This is a genomic window from Anabaena sp. 90, assembly GCF_000312705.1.
GTDB classification, from domain to species: Bacteria; Cyanobacteriota; Cyanobacteriia; order Cyanobacteriales; family Nostocaceae; genus Dolichospermum; species Dolichospermum lemmermannii.
The window spans coordinates 3,121,145-3,142,562 of record NC_019427.1; the positions used below are offsets into that span (position 1 = coordinate 3,121,145).

Annotated in this window: 25 protein-coding genes, 1 tRNA gene and 1 pseudogene; 9 read left to right on the forward strand and 18 right to left on the reverse strand. The window is 38.8% G+C overall.

Going from position 1 to position 21,418, the window contains the following annotated elements:
* The first annotated feature begins 48 nt into the window (after window positions 1–48).
* Window positions 49–474 carry a cobalamin biosynthesis protein gene (locus tag ANA_RS13585; protein WP_041458063.1) on the forward strand — a complete coding sequence of 142 codons (426 nt, stop codon included), beginning with the start codon at window positions 49–51 and terminating at the stop codon, window positions 472–474.
* Here ANA_RS13585 and ANA_RS13590 read toward each other — a convergent pair.
* From ANA_RS13590 to ANA_RS13605, 4 genes are all read right to left on the reverse strand, one after another.
* On the reverse strand, window positions 471–824 hold the full coding sequence (locus tag ANA_RS13590) for a phage holin family protein (protein ID WP_015080630.1): 354 nt from the start codon (window positions 822–824) through the stop codon (window positions 471–473). The genes ANA_RS13585 and ANA_RS13590 overlap by 4 nt on opposite strands.
* 21 nt (window positions 825–845) lie before the next feature.
* On the reverse strand, window positions 846–1,616 hold the full coding sequence (locus ANA_RS13595; RefSeq protein WP_015080631.1) for a peptidoglycan-binding domain-containing protein: 771 nt from the start codon (window positions 1,614–1,616) through the stop codon (window positions 846–848).
* Between the two features lie 158 nt (window positions 1,617–1,774).
* Complete coding sequence (locus tag ANA_RS13600; protein WP_015080632.1) at window positions 1,775–3,046, reverse strand: M16 family metallopeptidase; 1,272 nt, start codon at window positions 3,044–3,046, stop codon at window positions 1,775–1,777.
* A gap of 14 nt (window positions 3,047–3,060) precedes the next feature.
* Complete coding sequence (locus ANA_RS13605) at window positions 3,061–4,302, reverse strand: M16 family metallopeptidase (protein ID WP_015080633.1); 1,242 nt, start codon at window positions 4,300–4,302, stop codon at window positions 3,061–3,063.
* Window positions 4,303–4,514: 212 nt separating this feature from the next.
* Here ANA_RS13605 and ANA_RS13610 point away from each other — a divergent pair, with 212 nt between their 5' ends.
* Both ANA_RS13610 and ANA_RS13615 read left to right on the forward strand, forming a co-directional pair.
* Entirely contained in the window at window positions 4,515–5,249 is a 735-nt protein-coding gene (locus ANA_RS13610; protein WP_015080634.1) for a class I SAM-dependent methyltransferase, read from the forward strand.
* 288 nt (window positions 5,250–5,537) lie between these two features.
* Window positions 5,538–5,831, forward strand: a complete 294-nt coding sequence (locus tag ANA_RS13615; protein ID WP_041458064.1) for a hypothetical protein — start codon at window positions 5,538–5,540, stop codon at window positions 5,829–5,831.
* 19 nt (window positions 5,832–5,850) lie between these two features.
* Here ANA_RS13615 and trmFO read toward each other — a convergent pair whose 3' ends face one another.
* Window positions 5,851–7,173, reverse strand: a complete 1,323-nt coding sequence (gene trmFO, locus ANA_RS13620; protein ID WP_015080636.1) for an FADH(2)-oxidizing methylenetetrahydrofolate--tRNA-(uracil(54)-C(5))-methyltransferase TrmFO — start codon at window positions 7,171–7,173, stop codon at window positions 5,851–5,853.
* A gap of 42 nt (window positions 7,174–7,215) precedes the next feature.
* Complete coding sequence (locus ANA_RS24665; RefSeq protein ID WP_083881465.1) at window positions 7,216–7,401, reverse strand: type II toxin-antitoxin system HicA family toxin; 186 nt, start codon at window positions 7,399–7,401, stop codon at window positions 7,216–7,218.
* 199 nt (window positions 7,402–7,600) lie between these two features.
* Here ANA_RS24665 and ANA_RS26000 point away from each other — a divergent pair.
* Window positions 7,601–7,828 (forward strand): annotated as a pseudogene (locus ANA_RS26000) (ISKra4 family transposase); the annotation flags it as partial.
* A gap of 339 nt (window positions 7,829–8,167) precedes the next feature.
* On the opposite strand, the gene ANA_RS13630 reads toward ANA_RS26000, so the two are convergent.
* Together ANA_RS13630 and ANA_RS13635 are read right to left on the reverse strand one after the other, a co-directional pair.
* A tRNA-Met gene (locus ANA_RS13630) sits at window positions 8,168–8,244 on the reverse strand.
* Between the two features lie 60 nt (window positions 8,245–8,304).
* On the reverse strand, window positions 8,305–9,258 hold the full coding sequence (locus ANA_RS13635) for an asparaginase (RefSeq protein WP_015080638.1): 954 nt from the start codon (window positions 9,256–9,258) through the stop codon (window positions 8,305–8,307).
* 100 nt (window positions 9,259–9,358) lie between these two features.
* On the opposite strand from ANA_RS13635, the gene ANA_RS24670 reads away from it, so the two are divergent.
* A complete protein-coding gene (locus tag ANA_RS24670; RefSeq protein ID WP_235081844.1) occupies window positions 9,359–9,520 on the forward strand; it encodes a hypothetical protein in 162 nt (53 codons plus the stop codon).
* A 4-nt stretch (window positions 9,521–9,524) separates the two neighbouring features.
* Here the strand turns inward: ANA_RS24670 and ANA_RS13640 are convergent, their stop codons facing one another.
* The 5 genes from ANA_RS13640 to ANA_RS13665 all read right to left on the reverse strand — a co-directional run bounded on the left by ANA_RS13640 (window position 9,525) and on the right by ANA_RS13665 (window position 14,238).
* Window positions 9,525–10,025: a CGLD27 family protein gene (locus tag ANA_RS13640; RefSeq protein ID WP_015080639.1), complete on the reverse strand. Its 501-nt coding sequence runs from the start codon at window positions 10,023–10,025 to the stop codon at window positions 9,525–9,527.
* Between the two features lie 5 nt (window positions 10,026–10,030).
* Entirely contained in the window at window positions 10,031–10,468 is a 438-nt protein-coding gene (gene rsfS, locus ANA_RS13645; protein WP_015080640.1) for a ribosome silencing factor, read from the reverse strand.
* Between the two features lie 365 nt (window positions 10,469–10,833).
* Window positions 10,834–11,883 (reverse strand): sugar transferase, encoded by a 1,050-nt coding sequence (locus tag ANA_RS13650; RefSeq protein WP_015080641.1) that lies wholly within the window; start codon window positions 11,881–11,883, stop codon window positions 10,834–10,836.
* A gap of 1,077 nt (window positions 11,884–12,960) precedes the next feature.
* Window positions 12,961–13,602, reverse strand: a complete 642-nt coding sequence (locus ANA_RS13660) for a DUF3318 domain-containing protein (RefSeq protein WP_015080643.1) — start codon at window positions 13,600–13,602, stop codon at window positions 12,961–12,963.
* 78 nt (window positions 13,603–13,680) lie between these two features.
* Entirely contained in the window at window positions 13,681–14,238 is a 558-nt protein-coding gene (locus ANA_RS13665) for a hypothetical protein (RefSeq protein WP_015080644.1), read from the reverse strand.
* 265 nt (window positions 14,239–14,503) lie between these two features.
* Between ANA_RS13665 and glpX the strand changes: the two genes are divergently transcribed.
* The gene (gene glpX, locus ANA_RS13670; RefSeq protein ID WP_015080645.1) at window positions 14,504–15,541 is read left to right on the forward strand and encodes a class II fructose-bisphosphatase; all 1,038 of its coding nucleotides are present in this window, start codon (window positions 14,504–14,506) and stop codon (window positions 15,539–15,541) included.
* A gap of 99 nt (window positions 15,542–15,640) precedes the next feature.
* Here glpX and ANA_RS26005 read toward each other — a convergent pair whose 3' ends face one another.
* From ANA_RS26005 to ANA_RS27740, 5 genes are all read right to left on the reverse strand, one after another.
* A complete protein-coding gene (locus tag ANA_RS26005; protein ID WP_148279052.1) occupies window positions 15,641–15,838 on the reverse strand; it encodes a hypothetical protein in 198 nt (65 codons plus the stop codon).
* A complete protein-coding gene (locus ANA_RS26620; RefSeq protein ID WP_158310535.1) occupies window positions 15,783–15,926 on the reverse strand; it encodes a hypothetical protein in 144 nt (47 codons plus the stop codon). The genes ANA_RS26005 and ANA_RS26620 overlap by 56 nt, the downstream gene beginning before the upstream one ends.
* A 32-nt stretch (window positions 15,927–15,958) precedes the next feature.
* Window positions 15,959–16,102, reverse strand: coding sequence for a hypothetical protein (locus tag ANA_RS26010; RefSeq protein ID WP_158310537.1), 144 nt, complete (start codon window positions 16,100–16,102; stop codon window positions 15,959–15,961).
* Between the two features lie 32 nt (window positions 16,103–16,134).
* Window positions 16,135–16,278, reverse strand: a complete 144-nt coding sequence (locus tag ANA_RS27735; protein WP_235081845.1) for a hypothetical protein — start codon at window positions 16,276–16,278, stop codon at window positions 16,135–16,137.
* A 472-nt stretch (window positions 16,279–16,750) separates the two neighbouring features.
* Window positions 16,751–16,894 carry a hypothetical protein gene (locus ANA_RS27740; protein ID WP_158310537.1) on the reverse strand — a complete coding sequence of 48 codons (144 nt, stop codon included), beginning with the start codon at window positions 16,892–16,894 and terminating at the stop codon, window positions 16,751–16,753.
* Between the two features lie 94 nt (window positions 16,895–16,988).
* On the opposite strand from ANA_RS27740, the gene ANA_RS13675 reads away from it, so the two are divergent.
* The 3 genes from ANA_RS13675 to ANA_RS13685 all read left to right on the forward strand — a co-directional run bounded on the left by ANA_RS13675 (window position 16,989) and on the right by ANA_RS13685 (window position 21,415).
* Window positions 16,989–18,275, forward strand: coding sequence for a glutamyl-tRNA reductase (locus ANA_RS13675; protein WP_015080646.1), 1,287 nt, complete (start codon window positions 16,989–16,991; stop codon window positions 18,273–18,275).
* A gap of 142 nt (window positions 18,276–18,417) precedes the next feature.
* A complete protein-coding gene (locus ANA_RS13680) occupies window positions 18,418–20,148 on the forward strand; it encodes an asparagine synthetase B family protein (RefSeq protein WP_041458066.1) in 1,731 nt (576 codons plus the stop codon).
* A gap of 4 nt (window positions 20,149–20,152) precedes the next feature.
* Window positions 20,153–21,415, forward strand: coding sequence for an AAA family ATPase (locus tag ANA_RS13685; protein ID WP_015080648.1), 1,263 nt, complete (start codon window positions 20,153–20,155; stop codon window positions 21,413–21,415).
* The last annotated feature ends 3 nt before the right edge of the window (window positions 21,416–21,418 follow it).

Genomic DNA, 21,418 nt, shown 5'->3' on the forward strand with positions numbered 1-21,418 from the left:
GCTATTTTTACACCCCATTTATTAGTGTTGTCAAAGAACGTGGATAATATGGTTATAAAAAAATTATGGGTAGGAATTGGTTGTCAAAAAGGAATTTCCCAACAATTAATTAATTTAGTAATCAAAAAAGTTTTTCAGGAAAATCAACTTATATATCATGAAATAGCTGGAATTGCAACTATTGATAAAAAAGCCTCAGAAATTGGCTTGCTAGAATTTTGTAACTTAGAAAAACTACCTTTAAAAACCTTTAGTGCCGAACTTTTAAATAATGTACTTGTTCCCAATCCTAATAATACTATTACTAAGTTAGTGGGAACATCTAGCGTCGCAGAGGCTTCCGCGATTCTTGCAGCTTCAGAAATCACATCTACGGAAATAATGTTATTAGTTCCTAAACAGATTTTCCGATTACCAGAAGCACCAGCAACAATCACAGTAGCCGTTGCTAAAAGTGAAAACCTGATATTTTAATCAACTGCATTAACAATCTGATTAATAATACCAGAAACAATTGATAAAACAATTGAACCTAAAAAAGCAGGAATAAAACCCCGAATTTCAAAACCATAACCGGGAGTTATGGCACTGGCAAACCATAGCGTTAAGGCATTAATCACCAGGGTGAATAAACCCAAAGTAATTAAGGTGATGGGAAATGCTAAAATCTGCAAAATTGGTCGCACAATGGCATTTACTAAACCAATCACAACAGCGGCAATTAAGGCAGCAACAAAACTAGTGAGAATGATTCCCGGAACAATTTTAGCCGTAATTAATAATGCTACCGCAGTCCCGATCCAAGTTAAAAGAAAGTGCTTCATAGTTTGATGACGAGAACAAGATTAACGTGACTGGGAAGTGCGGTTCAAGAACACTTTCCATGTACCACCACCGACAACACCATCAGGTTTTAAACCATAACGAGTTTGAGCAGCTTTGACTGCGGCTTCTGTGGATCTTCCGAAATCTCCATCTATTTTACCATTTAAAAAACCCAGGATTTTTAGTTGTTTTTGCAATTTAATTACTTCCGGTCCACTTGTACCTAAATGTAAAATTGGCCATCCTTGGGGAGTATATTGAATACCGGGCATTTGTTGATTGAGAGGAGTGGGTTGAATACTAGAATTAGGCTGATTGGTGGTGCGTTTAGTAGTCAGTGGTTTTGTGAATCTGGTCGGTTGGGTAGGAACAGTCGTAAAACTACTGGCAGCATTAGGTGCGGAAGTAATAATATTTGATGGGCTGGGAAACAGTTTTTGCCAAGTGATATTATCTACATTACCAGTGGGATTTAGGCCAGCAGCTTGCTGAAATTGGGCAACGGCAATAATGGTACTTTGTTGATATGTACCATCCACAGCACCTGAATAAAAACCCAAAATCGTCAAAGCGGCTTGAAGTTCTGTAACTCGTTCACCCTGACTACCTAAGTTTAGAGGAGGACGATTAATTTTAACTTCTGTGTTGACTTGGGCAATTTTAACCGCTGCTGCTGTTGATATAAAAGCAGAGGAACTAATTAACGCGGGTGTGGTGGTTAACAAGAGTAAGCAATACCAAGAATTTGCGCTCATGTAGTTGGGAATACTTGCTATCAAACTAAATTTCATAGAATTTTTGTATAACTTTCCGATGCTGATCTTACCCTGTGGCGATCGCTTTGTTTGCCTTTAATCTTTTTGGTGTGAAGATAAAACATAATCGAATATTTCCAAGACTTGATTTTGTTGGGTAACATACGTCAACCCAACCTACGCAATTTAAGGTTTTAGAAAGTAGCTGTCTGAATGGCTTCTTCTGGTCCAACGAGAGATAAGTAGGGTGCTTGTAAATATTTACAAGCGGTTGTCATTGCCTCCGTTGCAGTGACATTATTAATTAATTCGGGAAACTTTTGATCAAATTCAATTCCTAAACCCAAAATTTCATACCAACCATATATCTGTGCAATATGTCCATTAGTTTGTTTACCCAACGCATATTGACCGATAATTTTGTTTTTAGCAGTTTGTAATGCTTCTGCTGACAGTTCGGTGGTAGATAATAATTCTACTTCTTGGCGAAGTCCATTAAAAGCAATTTTGGTGTTTTCCGGTGCTGTCCCAATATAAACTACGAAGGAAGCGGGAAAAAGTCGAGTCGAATAAATAGCAGATACGTCATAAGCTAAACCTTGCTTTTCTCGCAATTCTACAAATAAACGACTAGAAAGACCATTCCCTAAATAGGTAGCAAGTAACTTGAGAGCCGCATATTCTGGGTTGGTTACTGATGGTCCTAAATAACCCAACATGATAATTGATTGTTGTGTATTTAAGGGTTTCAGGCAAGATTTAGGTGATCCAGTAATTGGTGGTAAATTAAGAGTAGGTTTGGTGGAATTTGGTATTTGCCAATCACCAAAAATCTTATTTACTAATTTCTCTGCTTGTGCTGGTGTAATGCGTCCAGCAATGCTAATGACAATATTATCAGGACGGAAATGAGTTTGATGATATTCTACTAAGTCATCACGGGTAATGCTGCTCATGGTTGTTTCATCACCTAAAACTGACATGGAGTAGGGATGATTTGGGTACATTACCTGACGCAGTTGTTCAAAAGCCAGTCCAAAAGGTTGCTCCTTTTGGGAACGAATATCTTGGATTGCTAATCGCTTTTCTAATTCTATTTGGTTTTCGGGAAAGGTAGGCGATCGCAATAATTGTCCAGCCAATGTTAAAATATCAATAAAATCAGCAGTTACTGTTTTCAACGATAGCAAAAAATAATCTGTAGCTGCATCTGTGCCTAAACCAGCTCCTACAGATTCAACTTTTTCGGCAATTTCTAAACTCGATAAACCATCACATCCCTTTGTCATTACTGCTGATAACAAATGCGCTAAACCAGCTTTTTCTCGCTGTTCATGACAACTACCAGCGCGAATAAAAATCCGTCCCGCAATAATATCAGCAGCTTGATTTTCTGATACTAATAAAACAATGCCATTACTTAATACGGTGCGATGAATCAGAGAGCGACTATTAATAGTTTGCATTTTTTACTTAATAATTAACAAGGTTTGAGAATTGTCACAGCATAATTAGCTGGGGAAAGATATTGTTGAGCTAATTTTTGCAGTTCTTGCGGATTGAAAGACTGGATTTCTTGGGGATAGGTAACAGCTAATTCAGCGTTAGCAATGGTATGATAATAACCATAAAAATTAGTTAGTTGATCTGGTGTTTCTGTAGAAAAGGCATAATCATTACATAAAAACCTCTGAATACGATTTATTTCTGGCTTGCTAATTTCTTGATTTTGCAATTCTTGCAAATGATCACAAATCAACTCTTCAACGCGTTCCAGATATTCTGATTCTAACCAAGCCGTAATTGTAAATAAACTTGATTCTTGTTGTAAAGAGAAATCACAGCATAAGTCTTGAACAAGTTGCTTTTCTTCCCGCAAATCAGATACTAATCGAGAAATTCTCCCTTCTCCTAACAGTGCTGATAATAATTCTAAACCATGAACAGCCCGAAATTCTTCTACTCCTGGCACTTTCCAACCCATAATTAACCGCGCTTGTTCCAGTCTAGGTAAAATTAACTCATGACGACGAATTCCTGAAATTACCGGTGCTGCAATTTTGGTAAATTGGGGACAATGATCACGTTGCGGAAAATCTACAAATGTCCGGTTTACCAAGTCCCTCGCAGCTTTTTCACCAATTCCCCCCACCACAACCACAGTCATATTTTCTGGTTGGTAATAACTGCGATAAAAACAGCGCATAGCTTCGGGGGAATGCTGCATTAATTCTGGCTCAGTTCCTAGCACAGAACGTCCGTAAGGATGGTTTTGGTAAATATTTTTAACAAGAGATTGAAAACCTACCCAATCAGGATCATCATTGTAAGAACGGATTTCTTCTAGCACCACATCCCGTTCTCTGATAAATTCATCGTCAGGAATGGCTGCATTCAGGAGTAATTCTCCCAAATGTGGTAGAGTATGCTCTAGGTAATTAGCAGCGGTTGTAATCGAATAATGGGCATAATCGTGGCTGGTAGCGGCATTACTCACACCACCAATTTTTTCAATATGATAATCAAATTCTCCAGGCAGCAAGTTTGGTGTACCTTTGAAAATCATGTGTTCTAGAAAATGTGCCATTCCAAACCAAGGTTCTGGTTCTAGGTTAGCTCCCGCACGCACCCAAACGTCAGCTACGACTACGGGTGTAGTGGATATTTCTTGGTGAATGAATGTCAAGCCGTTATCTAATTTGATAACTGAACCGGGAAACACGTTGTTAGTTAGTTGTTTTAGCAATTTTTTCTAGTTTCAAGCACAATTTAATGTTGTCATTCTAACCTTGAATTTAACGGAAAAGAAAGCCAGATTGTAGAGATTTAGTAAATCAACAAGTTTTATGGGTCAAAAAACTCATTTGAGAATTTGATAGATTAACTTTGAATTCAAGACCCAAGTTCTTTAACTTTAAATAGTAGGATATAAAAATGACTAGTAACTATGACTCCATAGCCAAAGAGTATAAAGAATCCAAAGAATTGCCGATGCGTTTACATATAGAAGCATATACATATTTTAATATGCTTGGCAATTTGGCGGAAAAATCAATTCTGGATCTGGCTTGTGGAGAAGGATTTTATACCAGAAAGTTTAAAGATCAAGGTGCAGCAAAGGTTGTAGGGGTAGACATTTCCCAAAAAATGATTGAATTGGCAAGAGAAGAAGAAACTAGAAAATTTCAAAATATTGAATATATTCTTGGTGATGTACTTGAACTCGGTGAAATAGGCAGCTTTGATTTGGTAGTTGCTTCCTATCTCCTAAATTATGCCCGAAGTTCAGAAGAATTACTCAAAATGTGTAAAAGTATATTTGCCAATCTTAAATCTGGTGGTCGTTTTGTTACTATTAATAGCAATCCCTCTCAAGCACCTGTATCATATCTGAAAACTGAAAAATATGGATTTATTAAAAGTATAGATTCACCACTAATCGAAGGTACGCCCATAAAATATACATTTATTAATAATCATAAATTCACCTTTGATAACTATTACCTCAGCATTCCCACTCATGAATGGGCATTTCAGAGTGTCGGTTTTAAAGAGGTTCGCTGGCAATTACCAATAGTCTCACCTGATGGAATAAAAGAATTTGGGCAAGAATTTTGGCAAGATTTCCTTGATTCTGTGCCAATAATTGGTATTGAATGTTTTAAGTAAATCTACAAAATCCACCATCGTTTTAATATCCATGTTTGCGTCTAACGGGGCGACGATGAAGCTAGGAATAAGACAGGATAAGCTCCATACCCCTTAAACCCCCTTGATGATACTTAGGGCTTGCTGAATAAGTTGTCTGTGAGGGCAGGGAACTCTTAACTGGGAACAGGGAAGAGGTTTTGGGCAACTTTACTTTTCCTGATATATTACTCTTCGAGAAGCCGCTCCGCGTCTACGGTTTTTTTCCGTTCACCTACTTATAATAAACTAAAAATATTAAATGTTTTTATGAAGACACGCCCAGGAATTTTATTACTTACTTTAGCCATCCCTGGTTTCTTGGTAGTATTGATATCCCTTTATTATTTTGGTACTGATTATGACGCACTAATAAAAGCTGAAAATTATTTAGAAAAATTGGTAAAAGAGGAAAAGCCTAATGAAAGAACTTTACAATTTGCATATCATCGAGCTTTAGCCCATCGAATTAATGTTTTTGCTGATGCTACTTGGGGATTATTGGGAGGTGTGATTACAGCAGTGGGAATACATGGTTTAGTGATGTTGAAGGAGAAAGATTAAAACACTTCCTCCTATTAATTTAAACGGCTGAATTTTCCATTTTCCAAGTTGCTAAATCTGCTAAAGAGCGATCGCGGTAACGTCCATATTTTTCCGGTTTACTCTTAATTTTCACACCCAAATCTGGCACAATTCCAAAATTAGGAGCCATCGGTTGAAAATGTTTTGGTGCAGCGGATCTGATAAACTCAAATAATGCCCCCATCATCGTTGTAATAGGTAAAATTAGAGGTTCTTTTCCTAAAGCTAACCGCGCTGCATTTGTTCCCGCTAACCAACCTCCCGCAGATGCAGCAGTATAACCTTCTGTTCCTATTAATTGTCCCGCAGCTAGTAAAGTTGGACGTTCTTTAAATTGCAAACTTGCAGACATCAACTGCGGTGCATTTAAAAAAGTATTGCGGTGCATTACTCCTAATCTGACAAACTCGGCTTTTTCCAATCCAGGTATCATTTGAAAAACTCTTTTTTGTTCACCCCACCGCAAATTAGTTTGAAATCCGACCATATTCCAAAGTTGACCGGCTTTATCTTCTTGTCGTAATTGAATTACCGCATAGTTACGTTCTCCATTGCGAGGATCAGATAAACCCACTGGTTTGAGAGGTCCATAACGCATGGTATCTTCACCTCTTCTCGCCATTTCTTCAATTGGTAAACAAGCTTCAAAAAATTTCGCCGTTTCCTTTTCAAAGTCTTTTAATTCCGTTTGTTCAGCTTGACAAAGTGCTGATCGAAATTGTAAATACTGCTCTTTATTCATCGGACAATTTAGATAAGCTGCCTCACCTTTATCATAACGAGAAGCCATAAATGCAATATCTTTATTGATAGAATCTCCGACAATAATTGGACTCGCAGCATCAAAAAAGTTGAGATATTCCATCCCCGTAAATCGCTGTAAATCTGCGGCTAAATCGGGACTGGTTAAAGGTCCAGAAGCTAATACAACGATACCTTGGGGAATTTCTTTAACTTCACCGCGTCGGAAATCAATTAAAGGATGATTTGCTAAGGTTTTGGTCAAATCTTCGCCAAATTGTCCTCTGTCTACCGCCAAAGCCCCACCAGCAGGGACTGCGTGTTCATCTGCTTTGGAGATGACAATAGAACCGAGTTGGCGGAGTTCTTCGTGTAAGAGACCGGCGGCGCGATCGCTCGCCATAGCCCCGAAAGAGTTGCTACAGACCAATTCAGCCAAATTTTCCGTATGATGGGCAGGGCTGAAGCGTTTAGGGCGCATCTCGTGAAGAATTACAGGCACGCCGGCTTGGGCTATTTGCCATGCTGCTTCTGTTCCTGCGAGTCCACCGCCAATTACTTGTATCGGTTCTTGTGTCATAGTGATTTGAGATAGATTTTCGATAAAATTATGATAAAACTATTATTCACATAAAGAACGAGGTAGTTGAGATTGCCGAATAATTGACATTAATGTACCCAATTTAACAGATGAGTGATTAGGTACGATAGCAGTCAGAGTAGAGTCTTCTATTGCTTTTTGCATGACAATATGACTTCCTTTTTGTCTAACTTCTGTAAAGTCATTGTTTTGTAAAATTTTATAGATTTCTTTGCTAAACCCAGAATTTTACTTTTAAGATGGAGTTTATAGTAAAATACTATTAAAAGTTAGCAGTAATAATTTTCCAAAATATAAACAATGGTAGCACAAAATGGTTGATACTTTTCGTCATTATTCAATTCTAACTAATCCTTAATAATATCCTGATTTCCTCTTCCGCCAACTATTTGAAGAAATGGTGGATTGGTTAAGTTTGCTCCGCATTTTGAAAGGTCAATCTAGTTTGGTGGCTTCTGGTATGCGTCCTAGTGCTACCTGACATCAACTAAAAATTGAACAATGTTCTCCGGTGGATAAATGTGCTAATTATCTACTCAATCATGGTGCTTTTCTCAAATACGATGATTATTTGGCTGCGGGTTTTCCCATTGCGACTGGTGTGATTGAGGGGGCTTGCCGTTACTTAATTAAGCCTATAACGGTTATCCAGTCAAAGCTCAACAAAAATGTCAGAGGTAAATAAAATTTCTCTGGCTGGAATTTTTCAAAAATATCAATTATCTGGATATCCTCAATTTTCCAAATCTGACAAAGAAAAATGCATCTATTTTGGGACACCATCAGCCAAAACCTTGCACTTTTTTGTGATAAAAATCCGCGAAACCCTTATTAATAAATGGTTTTAGCTTTATTTAGCAAGCCCTAATTAGTTGTAAATGTAGTTTTTGTATACTACTTTTTGAAGTGCGGAATGTGGGATGCAAAATAAGTCCCCGTAATCTTTAAAAATTACAGGGACTTATTTTTTATTTGGTGGCGGGAAGTGGATTTGAACCACTGACCTTCGGGTTATGAGCCCGACGAGCTACCAGGCTGCTCTATCCCGCGTCGCTTTTGTCGCTTTTCTCTCGACTCCTTTAATATAGCGCGAAGTCAAAAGTTTGTCAACTACAAAAGCGATAATTCTCCAATTACTTCCAAACGCTTGTATTTCCCCAGGTTCATAAACTTTTCAGAGAGGCTTTGGGCAATACTGGGACTAATCCAACCCATTTGTTGGAGGATGTGAATAGCTACGGCATATTTAGCGCGTGTTGAGCCATCCATGACTTTAATAGCTAATCCCATGCCTTCACCAAGTCGGCCAATGCACTGTACCCCTTCCGCTCCAGATTTACTCACCAGTTCACCAGGAGTTAAGCGCATCAATTCTGTATCAAATTCTCCAACACCCGCCACCATTGTAGGATGATGATTCATGGCGCGGACAATTCGCTCCATATCCACGCTATTGCTAGAAGCTAATACAGCATATAAAGAGGCCATTTGACTGAGTTGCATCAGATATGTGGGTGCGCCACAGTCATCATGGGCGGTAAGAAATTCTGCTGCTGGCATTCGCAGCAATTCTGCTACTTTGGTGATAATTAACTGTTGGACTGGGTGTTTACGATCCAAATAGTTAGTTAACGGCCAATGGCGTTGCTGACAAACAGCTAACATTCCGGCGTGTTTACCAGAACAGTTATATTCTAAAGCACTACTCTTACCTTGAGGAATTGGGCAGTGCAGGGCATTGATGTCAATATCTGCTCGCCACAGGATGTTAAATACCTGTCTCACCTGTTCCATACTGCCTTTGTGGGAACTGGTGATAATTGCTAAGTCTTTATCGCTCAAACCATAACGTTCTAATGTGCCTGTGCTGGTGATAGCCAGTGCTTGAAATGGTTTGAGGGCAGAACGGACAAATGCGGCGGTTTCAGCGTTACCAGCAACGGAAAGTACCCGTCCCCGGTCATCACTAACTACAGCCTGGACTATATGCCGAGATTCGATAATGCCTTCACGCAGCAACCGGACTTCTAGTGCTGCGGCTTGAGTTCGTTTTCCCATTGTCATGGGTTTATATCTATTTTGTGAATTGTCAGTGGTCAGTTGTCAGTAGGGGCGAAGCATTTGGAAGATAAATTATCGGTCATTGCCAAAAATAGTTCTCCAAATGCTTCGCCCGTACAGTGGTCAGTTGTCAGTAGGGGCGAAGCATTTGGAAGATAAATTATCGATCATTGCCAAAAATAGTTCTCCAAATGCTTCGCCCGTACAGTTGTCAGTTGTCAGTTGTCAGTGGTTGGTTGTTTTACTAATGACTAATGACCAATGACTATTTACAAGAAATGCCAAACTATAGTACCAATAAGATACGTAAGAGCCAAGGCGGCAAAGGTAATTTGCAAGCGTTGGAAGATGGGTTTGATTTCGTAGGTAACAATTAACCGATCACGACTGATGACTTCTTGGGGTTTTGTCCAAGTGTGTCCGTCGTACCAACCAGATTCTTCGTAGAATACGGTGGGACTATAAAGGCGATCGCGCACATAGAACCAACCTAAATATAACCGGACTAGTACTAGCACTATACTTACACTAGCAGCACCAGATCCACAAAGGAGAAAATTAAAAATCTGCTTTTGGGGAGAAAAACTGGCTGCTGCCACAGGTCCTGCTACTAACCAAGACCAAGCCCAGATCCAAAAAATTTTCTTGGTGAAGTTAGCCCAGCTTAAGATACTATCTCGAAATAGCCAGGCATTTTTTAATTCTTCGTACTCATTCAGTGGTTGTTGTTCTGTAGGAACTGGGCAATTCTCAAGGGAGGATCGCATCATATCGGTTAACTCCCAACATTCTCGGCGTTTGGTAGGGAAATACGTTCCGCGTGTCCCCAGAACGCTTCTAAATTATAAAACTCCCGTTCTCTTGGCATCATGATATGGACGATGACATCACCATAATCTTGTAGTACCCAAGTTCCTTCGGCTTTGCCTTCTGTTCTGATGGGTCGTCGTTGCCAGTCAATTTCAACTTGTCCTTGAATTGCGTCAGCGATCGCCCTAACTTGCACCTTGGAATAACCAGTCATCATCACAAAGTAATCCGCGAGGGAAGAAATCTCTGCCACATTGAGCAAGATAATTTCTACTGCTTTGCGGTCTAAAGCTGCCTCAGCAATAGTTAAAGCTAAATTTTTACTCGTAGCTTCTGTGTCAGTTTTAGGGCTGCTCACAGGGTTTATTGTCAATGGTAAATTTCGGGGGAAAGATTCAGTCATTCAACCTCATGTGCGTTTTTTCTGTTGCCACTACTTATTCAACTTGCTTACAAATATCTCAAAATAGCTGAACTGCAATTGTGTGAATAGGTTTTTCCTGAATAGTAACATATTCTACAGTTGATCACTTTATCAACCAAGGGAATAGGGAATGGGGAACAGACGCGAAAAATTAGCCCCCAAGCCAGGTTTTCAGCCTCACCCCTGGTAGATAGCTTAGTTTCCCTGTTCCTTTCATAAAAATAAACCCAAGCCGATTTGTAACTTGGGTAAATTGAATGTTTTAACTTGGTGAATTTAGTTTAGTAGCAAGCATTCAGTCGTCAGTCGTCAGGTATTAGCTGAATACTGACGTTTAGCAGTGGCTAAACAGCCCCACTGTTTTTATTAAACAAAATGGTGATGGTTTTGAAAATTAACTTTAAATCATAAACTAAAGTCCAATTTTGCTGATACTGTAAATCTAACCGAATCACATCTTCAAAACTCCGAACTTTAGAGCGGCCGTTAACTTGCCATTCACCAGTCATACCAGGTTTAACGTCGAAACGTTGCCATTCGGGGACTTCGTAGCGTTCTACTTCATCAGGTGTGGGTGGTCGAGTCCCGACTAAACTCATTTCCCCTTTGAGAACGTTCCAAAATTGAGGTAGTTCATCTAAACTGGTACGGCGTAAAAAGTTACCTACTTTAGTAATTCTGGGATCATTATCATTTTTAAAGAAAGCGCCTTCGACTTGATTTTTGATTTGGGATTTTCTAGCTTCTGCATCTACACACATAGACCGAAATTTCCAAATTGCAAACCGCTTACCCATCCAACCACAACGAGTTTGCCTAAAGAAAATTGGACCAGGATCGTCAATTTGAATGGCGATTACTATGGGAATAAACAAAATAAATGTAATTACTAAACCAACTAATGATCCCACAATATCAATCAGCCGTTTCATCCAAGATGCCACGGAATTATGAGTTTGAGGAAGTGGATCTACTTTGCGAGAAGTATTTTTTCCTGAGTTTGTAAAGTTATCTGTGGCTATTAGTGTGAGGTTGTGAAGAGACTCAATGGGAAACACCTGATCTAGCCCTGTCAGATTTAAAACTGCCATGACTTGGGGTGTAACATGACGCAGTGTTACTTTGATTCCCTTTTCTTGAGAATTTTTAAAGTTGCTGACTAGAGAACCTAAACCACTACTATCCATAAAAGTAGTATTTTGGAAATCAATAATAATTTGCCCTGGTGGTAAATCCGCTGCAATTAAGTTTTGGCAAGTTTGCTTAAAACTGACGGCCTCAAGCACAGTTAACCTCACTGGAACTTGCAAGATTACTGCGCTTTCTAAGTAAGTAACTGGAAAGTCTACTGGTGTGGTTTGACTACTCATAAAACTCTGGACTTTAATTGCCATATATAATCTAATTTGTTAACCGTAATTTTCTTCTGGAAAAACAATTAACCTGATTTTTAATCTGGATGATGAAGCACAAGCTGGGAGATTTTTAAAGATTAGAGAAAATATTCCCAATCCAGCTTCACAATAGCAGCAATTGTCAAAATTTTTGCTGTTGTAAATAGGTGAATCAACTTGTTATTTCTCATGATCATCTGATTACTAAAAATAAAGTTAATGTTACTGATACCTGATTTAAGTCTTTTTATGCAATTCAAGGGGAATATCTCAACGTCGGGATACGTCAGATTTTTATTTGTTTTGCTTTTTGTGATTTGCATTGTTACTTTTGTGACAGTTTTAACAATTACAATGCCCTTTTTAACTGCCAAATTGACTGTTTTCCTGAATTACGGGACTTTGCAGCTCATGCAAATTCTGGGCGATTATCTATAGGACTAGAATGGGTTGCCAGAAAAAACTTACCTTTGTCAACAATAGCATTAGCTTAACTCAAGGATATCCTCTGCTTCATGCACAATTTTTAGCAAAATTTCAGCCAGCAATAATATCACTAATTAACCTGCTAATTTATTGATAACCTGACGGATATTGGCCAAAACAGTTGGAAATAACTATCTCCTACTTAGACTCAGTAGGTCTAAATTTAAAATTTCTCAATGTGAGCAATAAAACTCATTATGAAGAAGATAAAAAATTCCTTTAACCAGCCTCTAACACTAAGTTAGAGCTATTTAAAAAAATAATTGTCTTCCAAAGTACAGTTGTTAAAAAGTTAAAATCGGCGGTTGATTAGTTGCAGATGTAAGTAAGGAGATTTCGCTATTTTTGCGACCTGTGACTTCCTAAACTTATAAAATATTCAACAAAGACGCGAATTTAAAAAGTTTTTATGAGCAAAATAAGAAGGTTTGATAAAGTTTTAATATTTTGTTAAATAGATGAATTTCTCGGAAATTTTTCTGAACATAAAAGTCTAATAGATAGATATTACTGATGTTCAAGGCTTTTAGTCCTGACTCTGACTGTATCTTTGTGGGTTGGGTATCTCCCACCCCACTAATTGTCAAAATTTCACAATCCAGAGTCCTCATTCCGGGATTTAGCTTTGGCTTTGTTGGCGCTGCGTTTAAGAGCAGAAAGTCTCGCTTCATATCGAGAACGCTGATTTTTGCTAGGAGTGTTTTCCACTAAAGTTTTTAAGGCACTACCAAGACTTTTATAGGCGTTGGGTAAACTATAACCAAAGCGGGTTGCCAGAGCGATCGCTTTTTCGTCAGCATCTAGCAATTCTTTAACTTGTTTACCACCATTATTTTTTTGATATAATCGCCAACCAGAAACGCCACAGAGCGCCATAGCTAATACTAGCAATAATCCATCTTGTACCCATAATTCACCAACAGCACCACCTAAACCAATGGCTAGTGCGGCCATTTCCCAACCATCTTTGGGAATAGTGTCGTTTTGCACGCGAGCAACTTCGTGCCAAAACAGCAAATTCCGCTGGTCCATTGCCAGAGCATCCCATTTTACCAAGTCAATTTGAATTTCCACTTGGTCTTTGCCAATTTCTTCGCAACGAATCAGGGATGGATTAACCTCTGTTGTGCCTTCAACTGTTACCCAACTTTGTAATTCTGGGGGTAATAAGCTTTTTAACCGCCGGAGTTCACTCATTTCTGCTTTAGCAGAGGAGGTTGCATAGGATGTCATAAAAATCCAGCCTTACAAGATTTCAGTATATAATCAGGTTATCACTTTGCAGTTTAGCCATTTCAGTAGTGATCCGCTTTATTCATCAGACAAACTACCCCGCTTTTTCCGCGCTTCCATGGCTTTTTCGAGGAGTTCTAATAATCCAGGAGCTTGTTCTTGAATACTCAATAATAATCTTTCTCCTAAGTCCAGATTTCCCGGATCTTCTCCTGTTTCCATCACCTCTTGCAACCGCGGCAGGGCAACGGTATCCACGATTTGGATTAATCCGCTCAGACAACGGTTAAATTGTCTTTCGGTGAGCAGGGAGTCTTCCAGGGGAAATTCGATGATAGCGCGGATTTCACCATCGGATGGATCATATTCCCATTGCAGCATTTTAGTTTCCCAGGAAATAGCCAGCATCGTCTGGAGGATAGCGTCTTTGTAGGGATGGTCTTTTACTTCTGCCAAAACTTGGGGTGCAAATAGCCGAAAAAATTTTCCTTCCTCGTCCAGTTGGACAACTATCAGAAAATCTTCGATGTTTTCCGCTTCCACACCCGTAATAATCCGGTCTTCTTCTTCATCAAAACGGTAGTCCCAACCAAGATTATCTAGATACTTGGCTATTTGTTTGAGATTTGCTGCCATAAAAGCCTCGTAAGGAACAGTGGAGAGGCTGTCACCATAACTATTCTAACTTGCTAGGCGCATTTACTCAATTACTGTCAGCAATTTCTACTTTAACTTAACTAATATGAATGTACTGTAAAAACTCGCAATACTGCCTTAGTTGCAAAACTTAACATAGTTGCTAGTCAAGACTTTTTTCCATAAGTATCCTTGTTTTGGTAAACTTAAAAACTGAAATAGCTAATTAAACGACGCTAAGACAAGTAATTTAGAGGGGATACTCGTGGAAAATACTCTTGGGTTAGAGATTATAGAAGTAGTTGAGCAAGCAGCGATCGCTTCTTCTAAGTGGATGGGTAAGGGCGAAAAGAACATTGCTGACCAAGTAGCAGTGGAAGCGATGCGCGAACGGATGAACAAAATCCATATGCGTGGTCGCATCGTCATCGGTGAAGGCGAACGGGACGAAGCTCCTATGCTTTACATTGGAGAAGAAGTTGGTATCTGTACTCAACCAAATGCTGCCAGTGTCTGTAATCTTGAAGAACTTGTAGAAATTGACATTGCTGTTGACCCTTGCGAAGGTACTAACCTAGTTGCTTATGGTCAAAATGGCTCAATGGCAGTTTTGGCAATTTCTGAAAAGGGCGGTTTATTTGCTGCTCCTGACTTCTACATGAAGAAACTCGCAGCACCAGCAGCCGCTAGAGGTCATGTTGATATCAACAAATCCGCTACAGAAAACCTAAAAATCCTTTCTGAGTGCTTAAACCGTTCTGTTGAGGAATTAGTAGTAGTAGTGATGGATCGTCCCCGTCACAAAGACCTCATTCAAGAAATTCGCACCGCTGGATCTAGAGTAAGACTAATCAGCGATGGTGACGTTTCTGCTGCTATCTGTTGCGCTTTCTCTGGTACTAATATCCATGCTTTAATGGGTATCGGTGCTGCTCCCGAAGGTGTAATTTCTGCTGCTGCTTTACGCTGCTTGGGTGGACACTTCCAAGGACAATTAATCTATGATCCAGAAGTTGTCCAAACTGGCTTAATTGGTGAAAGCAGAGAAGGTAATCTAGCCCGTTTAAATGAAATGGGTATTACTGACGGAGACAGAGTTTATAACGCTAATGAATTAGCTTCTGGTGAAACAGTGCTATTTGCTGGTTGCGGTATTACTCCTGGAACTTTGATGGATGGTGTGCGCTTCTTCCACGGTGGTGCTAGAACCCAAAGCTTGGTTATTTCTAGTCAATCCAAAACCGCTCGGTTTGTGGATACAGTTCACTTGTGGGACGAACCTAAGAATATCCAACTGCGGTAGTAATTAGTCGGTAGTAATTAGTCGGTAGTCAGTGGTCAGTGGACAGTAGTCCATTGTTATTAGTAGTCTGTCAAAGTAAATTTGACAGGTTGTGAACATCTAAAAACTTTGTATTTTATAGTTTTTAGTCAATTTATATCCGTCAATCAGTTTTTGATAGTCTACTAACAACTGACAACTGACACCTGACAACTGTACGGGCGAAGCATTTGGAGAACTATTTTTGGCAATGAGCGATAATTTATCTTCCAAATGCTTCGCCCCTACTAACACCTGACAACTGTACGGGCGAAGCATTTGGAGAACTATTTTTGGCAATGAGCGATAATTTATCTTCCAAATGCTTCGCCCCTACTGACAACTGACAACTGTACGGGCGAAGCATTTGGAGAACTATTTTTGGCAATGAGCGATAATTTATCTTCCCAATGCTTCGCCCCTACTAACAACTGACAACTGTACGGGCGAAGCATTTGGAGAACTATTTTCGGCAATGAGCGATAATTTATCTTCCCAATGCTTCGCCCCTACTGACAACTGACAACTGTACGGGCGAAGCATTTGGAGAACTATTTTCGGCAATGAGCGATAATTTATCTTCCCAATGCTTCGCCCCTACTGACAACTGACAACTGTACGGGCGAAGCATTTAGAGAACTATTTTTGGCAATGAGCGATAATTTATCTTCCCAATGCTTCGCCCCTACTAACAACTGACAACTGTACGGGCGAAGCATTTGGAGAACTATTTTCGGCAATGAGCGATAATTTATCTTCCCAATGCTTCGCCCCTACTGACAACTGACAACTGTACGGGCGAAGCATTTGGAGAACTATTTTTGGCAATGACCGATAATTTATCTTCCCAATGCTTCGCCCCTACTGACAACTGACAACTGTACGGGCGAAGCATTTGGAGAACTATTTTCGGCAATGAGCGATAATTTATCTTCCCAATGCTTCGCCCCTACTGACAACTGACAACTGTACGGGCGAAGCATTTGGAGAACTATTTTCGGCAATGAGCGATAATTTATCTTCCCAATGCTTCGCCCCTACTGACAACTGACAACTGTACGGGCGAAGCATTTGGAGAACTATTTTCGGCAATGAGCGATAATTTATCTTCCCAATGCTTCGCCCCTACTGACAACTGACAACTGTACGGGCGAAGCATTTGGAGAACTATTTTCGGCAATGAGCGATAATTTATCTTCCCAATGCTTCGCCCCTACTGACAACTGACAACTGTACGGGCGAAGCATTTGGAGAACTATTTTCGGCAATGAGCGATAATTTATCTTCCCAATGCTTCGCCCCTACTGACAACTGACAACTGTACGGGCGAAGCATTTGGAGAACTATTTTCGGCAATGAGCGATAATTTATCTTCCCAATGCTTCGCCCCTACTGACACCTGACACCAAACCAATTACCTATTTAAAAAATGAATATTGCCGTGGTGGGGTTAAGCCATAAAACAGCCCCTGTAGAAGTTAGAGAAAAATTAAGTATTCCTGAACCTCAAATTGAAAGTGCGATCGCTCAACTTCTGAGTTATCCTCATGTTGATGAAGTTGCTATTCTCAGCACTTGTAACCGCTTAGAAATTTATATTGTTAGTAACGAGACTACCCAAGGAATTCACGAAGTTACCCAGTTCCTTTCTGAACATAGCAAATTGCCGATTATGTCTTTAAGACATCATTTGTTTATGTTGCTGCATACTGATGCTATCACCCATATTTTACGGGTTGCGGGTGGGTTGGATAGTCTGGTTTTGGGTGAAGGTCAAATTCTCGCTCAAGTTAAGAATACCCACAAACTCGGACAACAATTTAATGGCATCAAAACCATTTTAAATCGCTTATTTAAACAAGCTTTAACGGCGGGTAAACGGGTTCGCACCGAAACCAGTATTGGGACTGGTGCGGTTTCTATCAGTTCGGCCGCTGTGGAATTGGCACAGATGAAAGTAGAAAATTTATCTCCTTATCGGGTGTCTATTCTCGGTGCTGGGAAAATGTCCCGGTTACTTGTACAACACCTGATTTCTAAAGGTGCAACTCAAATTAGTATTGTTAATCGTTCCCGCACAAGGGCTGAAGAATTGGCGAAGTTGTTCCCAGAACAACCGATCCAAATCCATTTGCTGCCAGAAATGATGTCAGTTATTGCCGCTAGTGATATAGTTTTTACTAGCACTTCTTCCACTGAACCGATTTTAGATCGGGCGAAGTTGGAAACGGTGTTAGAACCCAATCAACAATTGATGATATTTGATATTTCTGTACCCCGAAATGTGGATGCAGATGTCAATGATTTGGCCAATGTCAAGGCTTTTAATGTTGATGATTTGAAGGCGGTTGTCGCCCAAAATTATGAAAGTCGCCGGCAAATGGCGCAGGAAGCTGAGAAGATTTTAGATGAGGAAGTTGAAGCTTTTGATATTTGGTGGCGGAGTTTAGAAACTGTATCTACAATTAGTTCTTTACGGAATAAAATCGAAACTATCCGCGAACAAGAATTAGAAAAGGCTTTATCTCGTTTGGGTTCGGAATTTGGCGAAAAGCATCAAGAGGTAATTGAGGCTTTGACAAGGGGAATAGTGAATAAGATTCTCCATGATCCGATGGTGCAATTACGCGCCCAGCAAGATGTGGAAGCTAGAAGACGATGTATGCAAACTCTGCAAATGCTATTTAATTTGGACGCTGAGGAACAGTTTAGCTGAAATTATCAAGAAACAGGGGTTTTTCCTGGTTCATATCCCCGACTTCTTTGAGATTGCTGCAAATTTCGCTGCTTAGATTTTAACGGGTAATTGGTAGTTGCTAATATTTTTACTTATTACCCCTTATCCAATACCCAAACTAATGCTATTTAATTTTTTCAAAAGTTCTCAGTCTGCCATTACAAATATTGAATTTAAGTCTAGTTGGTGTGTAGCTTACGGAAAATTAGATAATTTAAAAGAAGATGTAATTTGGCAAGATCAGCAATTTGCAGTTATTTCCACAGCAGATAAATTTGCCATAAGTCATAGCAAAAGATTTATAGTAGTTGGAGATATTTGGTTAAGTAATCGAGAAGAATTACTGCAAAAATTAGGAATTAAGATTAATCATAATTGCAGTAATCAACAAATAGTTGCACAACTTTGGGAAAAATATAATTCTGAATGTTTAAATTTATTACTGGGAATGTTTGGGTTAGTAGTTTGGGATTGTGAAAAACAGGAATTATATTTAATTAGAGATGCCATTGGTGGACGCACTTTATATTATACTACCACAGGTTTAACTTATTGGATAGCCCCAAAATTAAGAACTTTAACACCTTATCGTTCTGATAATTTAGATTTAGTTGCATTACGAGATTATCTTTGTTGTGCATTTGTTCCGGGAGAAAGGACACTTTGGCAAGATATCAAAGAAATTCGTCCTGGTACTTTTCTGCAAATGCCATCACAACAAGTTTATCATTATTGGCAATTAAAAGAACAAATTATAGACAAAAATCAACCTTTAGCATGGTATGGTGAAAAATTGCGTTTTTTACTTGAACAAGTTGTTAAAGAATATTTACCCGAAAATCAACCGGTTGGTATTTTCCTATCTGGTGGTTTAGATTCTAGCAGCATTACCGCACTAGCAGCAAAATTACATTCTGCACCAATTCACACCTATTCTATTCATTTTGGGACCGAAACTGCGAACGAATTAGAGTTTTCTAATTTAGTTGCAGAACATTGTCAAACTCAACATCACATCTTAGAAATTACCTTTCGGGATATGTGGGAACGTTTACCAGAAACAATGGCTTATTTAGATGATCCTATTGGAGATCCTTTAACAGTTCCCAATTTATTAATAGGCAGAATCGCGCAAGAAAATGTGCAAATTACTCTCAATGGAGAAGGTGGAGATCCTTGTTTTGGTGGACCGAAAAATCAACCTATGTTAATTAATAGTTTATATGGTGCTATTAATAACCAGGATTCATTACAAGCATTTTTAATTTCTTTTCAAAAGTGTACTTTAGATTTACCGCAACTTTTAAAAGCGGAAATTTGGCAAAGTTTAAAAAATGAATCTTCAGTATTTTATGATGATTTAAATGCCGATGTCAATTATTTGAATAGATTAATGGCATTGAATATTAAATTTAAAGGTGCAGATCAGATTTTGACAAAAGTGAATAATTTAACTCAAGCAGCAGATTTACAAGGTTTATCACCATTATTTGATCAGCGTGTAGTTGAATTAAGTATGCAAATTCCTCCAGAATATAAACTTTCGGGAGTTGAAGAAAAAGCAGTTTTGAAAAAAGCAGTTAGTGATATTTTACCAGATACGATTATTCATCGTCCTAAAAGTGGGATGATGGTTCCTGTACAATTAGGATTTAGAAAATATTGGCAACGGGAAGCGCGGAAATTATTGTTAAATAGAAATAGTGAGATTTTAGCTTATATTAATCAGGATATATTGCGTGAATGGTTAGATTTTCAAGGTGATATTTGGGGAAGATATGGTGTTAAACTGTGGTTATTGGTGAGTTTGGAAATTTGGTTGCAAGTAAATAAAAATACATTGGAGAAATAGTTAAATGCTAAAAGAACTTCATTTACAGTCTGTAGGACCATCTCCTCAATTTGATGTTGAATTTGCTGATAGAGTTAACATTTTTACAGGGGATAATGGATTAGGTAAAAGTTTCTTACTAGATGTTGCTTGGTGGGTACTTACTGGAAACTGGGTAGAACAACCCGTTTATCCGCAAAGAAATACAGAAAAACCTCCAGAAATTATCTCCCAAATTATCACTCTAGATGATGATGAAGGAAAAAATTATTCCTTTAAATTTAATTTTTCTAAACAAAAATGGCAAGATTTAAGAGTTCCCTTTCATAGTGTTCCCTTATTAAAAGGAATAATTATTTTTGTTCGCGTTGATGGAAGTTTCTCTATTTTTGATCCTGCTCGCAACGATGAAGATGCCTATAATTTTACCCCCGATACACTTTGGAATGGGTTAAAATTAAAAGGAAAAGTTATTTGTAACGGTCTGATTCAAGATTGGGTAACATGGCAAAATCAACCCCAAAAAACGCCATTTCAACTTTTATCAGATGTCATTAAACAACTTGCACCTCATCCTGATGAATGGATAGAAATAGGAGAACCAACGCGAGTATCTGTTGATGATGTGCGTGATATTCCGACAATTAATCTTTCTTATGGGAATATTCCCATTACCCAAGCATCAGCAGGAATGAAGCGGATTTTGGGACTTGCTTATTTATTAGTATGGACTTGGTATGAACACCAAAAGGCTTCTGAATTAAAGCAGCAAGAACCAATGAATCAAATAGTTTTATTAATAGATGAAATTGAGTCTCATCTCCATCCTCGCTGGCAAAGAGCGATTTTACCATCTATTTTATCAGTAGTCAATCAGTTAAAATCAAATATCACAATACAAGCTTTAGTTACTACTCATTCTCCCCTTGTGCTGGCTTCATTAGAACCAATATTTGATGAAGAACAAGATAAATTATTTTTATTTGAACTACAAGGAAAAGAGGTCGAACTAAATGAAATATTGTGGACTAAACAGGGAGATACTGTAGGATGGTTAACTTCAGAAATATTCGGACTAAAACAAGCGCGTTCTCAAGAATCAGAAACCGCAATTGAAGCAGCAGAAGCGTGGATGCGAAATGATAATATGAATACTTTTCCTGAACATTTGAGAACACAATCAGAAATTCATCAGCAATTGCAAAGACTTTTACCAGGACATGATCCATTTTGGCCACGTTGGATAGTTACAGCAGAAAGAAGAAATCAAAAATCATCAGACTCATAGTAA

Coding starts and splice junctions, on each gene's coding strand:
- ANA_RS13585 (WP_041458063.1), top strand. CDS start 49: ATGGTTATAAAAAAATTATGGGTAGGAATTGGTTGTCAAAAAGGAATT.
- ANA_RS13590 (WP_015080630.1), bottom strand. CDS start 824: ATGAAGCACTTTCTTTTAACTTGGATCGGGACTGCGGTAGCATTATTA.
- ANA_RS13595 (WP_015080631.1), bottom strand. CDS start 1,616: ATGAAATTTAGTTTGATAGCAAGTATTCCCAACTACATGAGCGCAAAT.
- ANA_RS13600 (WP_015080632.1), bottom strand. CDS start 3,046: ATGCAAACTATTAATAGTCGCTCTCTGATTCATCGCACCGTATTAAGT.
- ANA_RS13610 (WP_015080634.1), top strand. CDS start 4,515: ATGACTAGTAACTATGACTCCATAGCCAAAGAGTATAAAGAATCCAAA.
- ANA_RS13615 (WP_041458064.1), top strand. CDS start 5,538: ATGAAGACACGCCCAGGAATTTTATTACTTACTTTAGCCATCCCTGGT.
- trmFO (WP_015080636.1), bottom strand. CDS start 7,173: ATGACACAAGAACCGATACAAGTAATTGGCGGTGGACTCGCAGGAACA.
- ANA_RS13635 (WP_015080638.1), bottom strand. CDS start 9,258: ATGACAATGGGAAAACGAACTCAAGCCGCAGCACTAGAAGTCCGGTTG.
- ANA_RS24670 (WP_235081844.1), top strand. CDS start 9,359: ATGCTTCGCCCGTACAGTGGTCAGTTGTCAGTAGGGGCGAAGCATTTG.
- ANA_RS13640 (WP_015080639.1), bottom strand. CDS start 10,025: ATGATGCGATCCTCCCTTGAGAATTGCCCAGTTCCTACAGAACAACAA.
- rsfS (WP_015080640.1), bottom strand. CDS start 10,468: ATGACTGAATCTTTCCCCCGAAATTTACCATTGACAATAAACCCTGTG.
- ANA_RS13650 (WP_015080641.1), bottom strand. CDS start 11,883: ATGGCAATTAAAGTCCAGAGTTTTATGAGTAGTCAAACCACACCAGTA.
- ANA_RS13660 (WP_015080643.1), bottom strand. CDS start 13,602: ATGACATCCTATGCAACCTCCTCTGCTAAAGCAGAAATGAGTGAACTC.
- ANA_RS13665 (WP_015080644.1), bottom strand. CDS start 14,238: ATGGCAGCAAATCTCAAACAAATAGCCAAGTATCTAGATAATCTTGGT.
- ANA_RS26005 (WP_148279052.1), bottom strand. CDS start 15,838: ATGCTTCGCCCGTACAGTTGTCAGGTGTTAGTAGGGGCGAAGCATTTG.
- ANA_RS26620 (WP_158310535.1), bottom strand. CDS start 15,926: ATGCTTCGCCCGTACAGTTGTCAGTTGTCAGTAGGGGCGAAGCATTTG.
- ANA_RS26010 (WP_158310537.1), bottom strand. CDS start 16,102: ATGCTTCGCCCGTACAGTTGTCAGTTGTCAGTAGGGGCGAAGCATTGG.
- ANA_RS27735 (WP_235081845.1), bottom strand. CDS start 16,278: ATGCTTCGCCCGTACAGTTGTCAGTTGTTAGTAGGGGCGAAGCATTGG.
- ANA_RS27740 (WP_158310537.1), bottom strand. CDS start 16,894: ATGCTTCGCCCGTACAGTTGTCAGTTGTCAGTAGGGGCGAAGCATTGG.
- ANA_RS13675 (WP_015080646.1), top strand. CDS start 16,989: ATGAATATTGCCGTGGTGGGGTTAAGCCATAAAACAGCCCCTGTAGAA.
- ANA_RS13680 (WP_041458066.1), top strand. CDS start 18,418: ATGCTATTTAATTTTTTCAAAAGTTCTCAGTCTGCCATTACAAATATT.
- ANA_RS13685 (WP_015080648.1), top strand. CDS start 20,153: ATGCTAAAAGAACTTCATTTACAGTCTGTAGGACCATCTCCTCAATTT.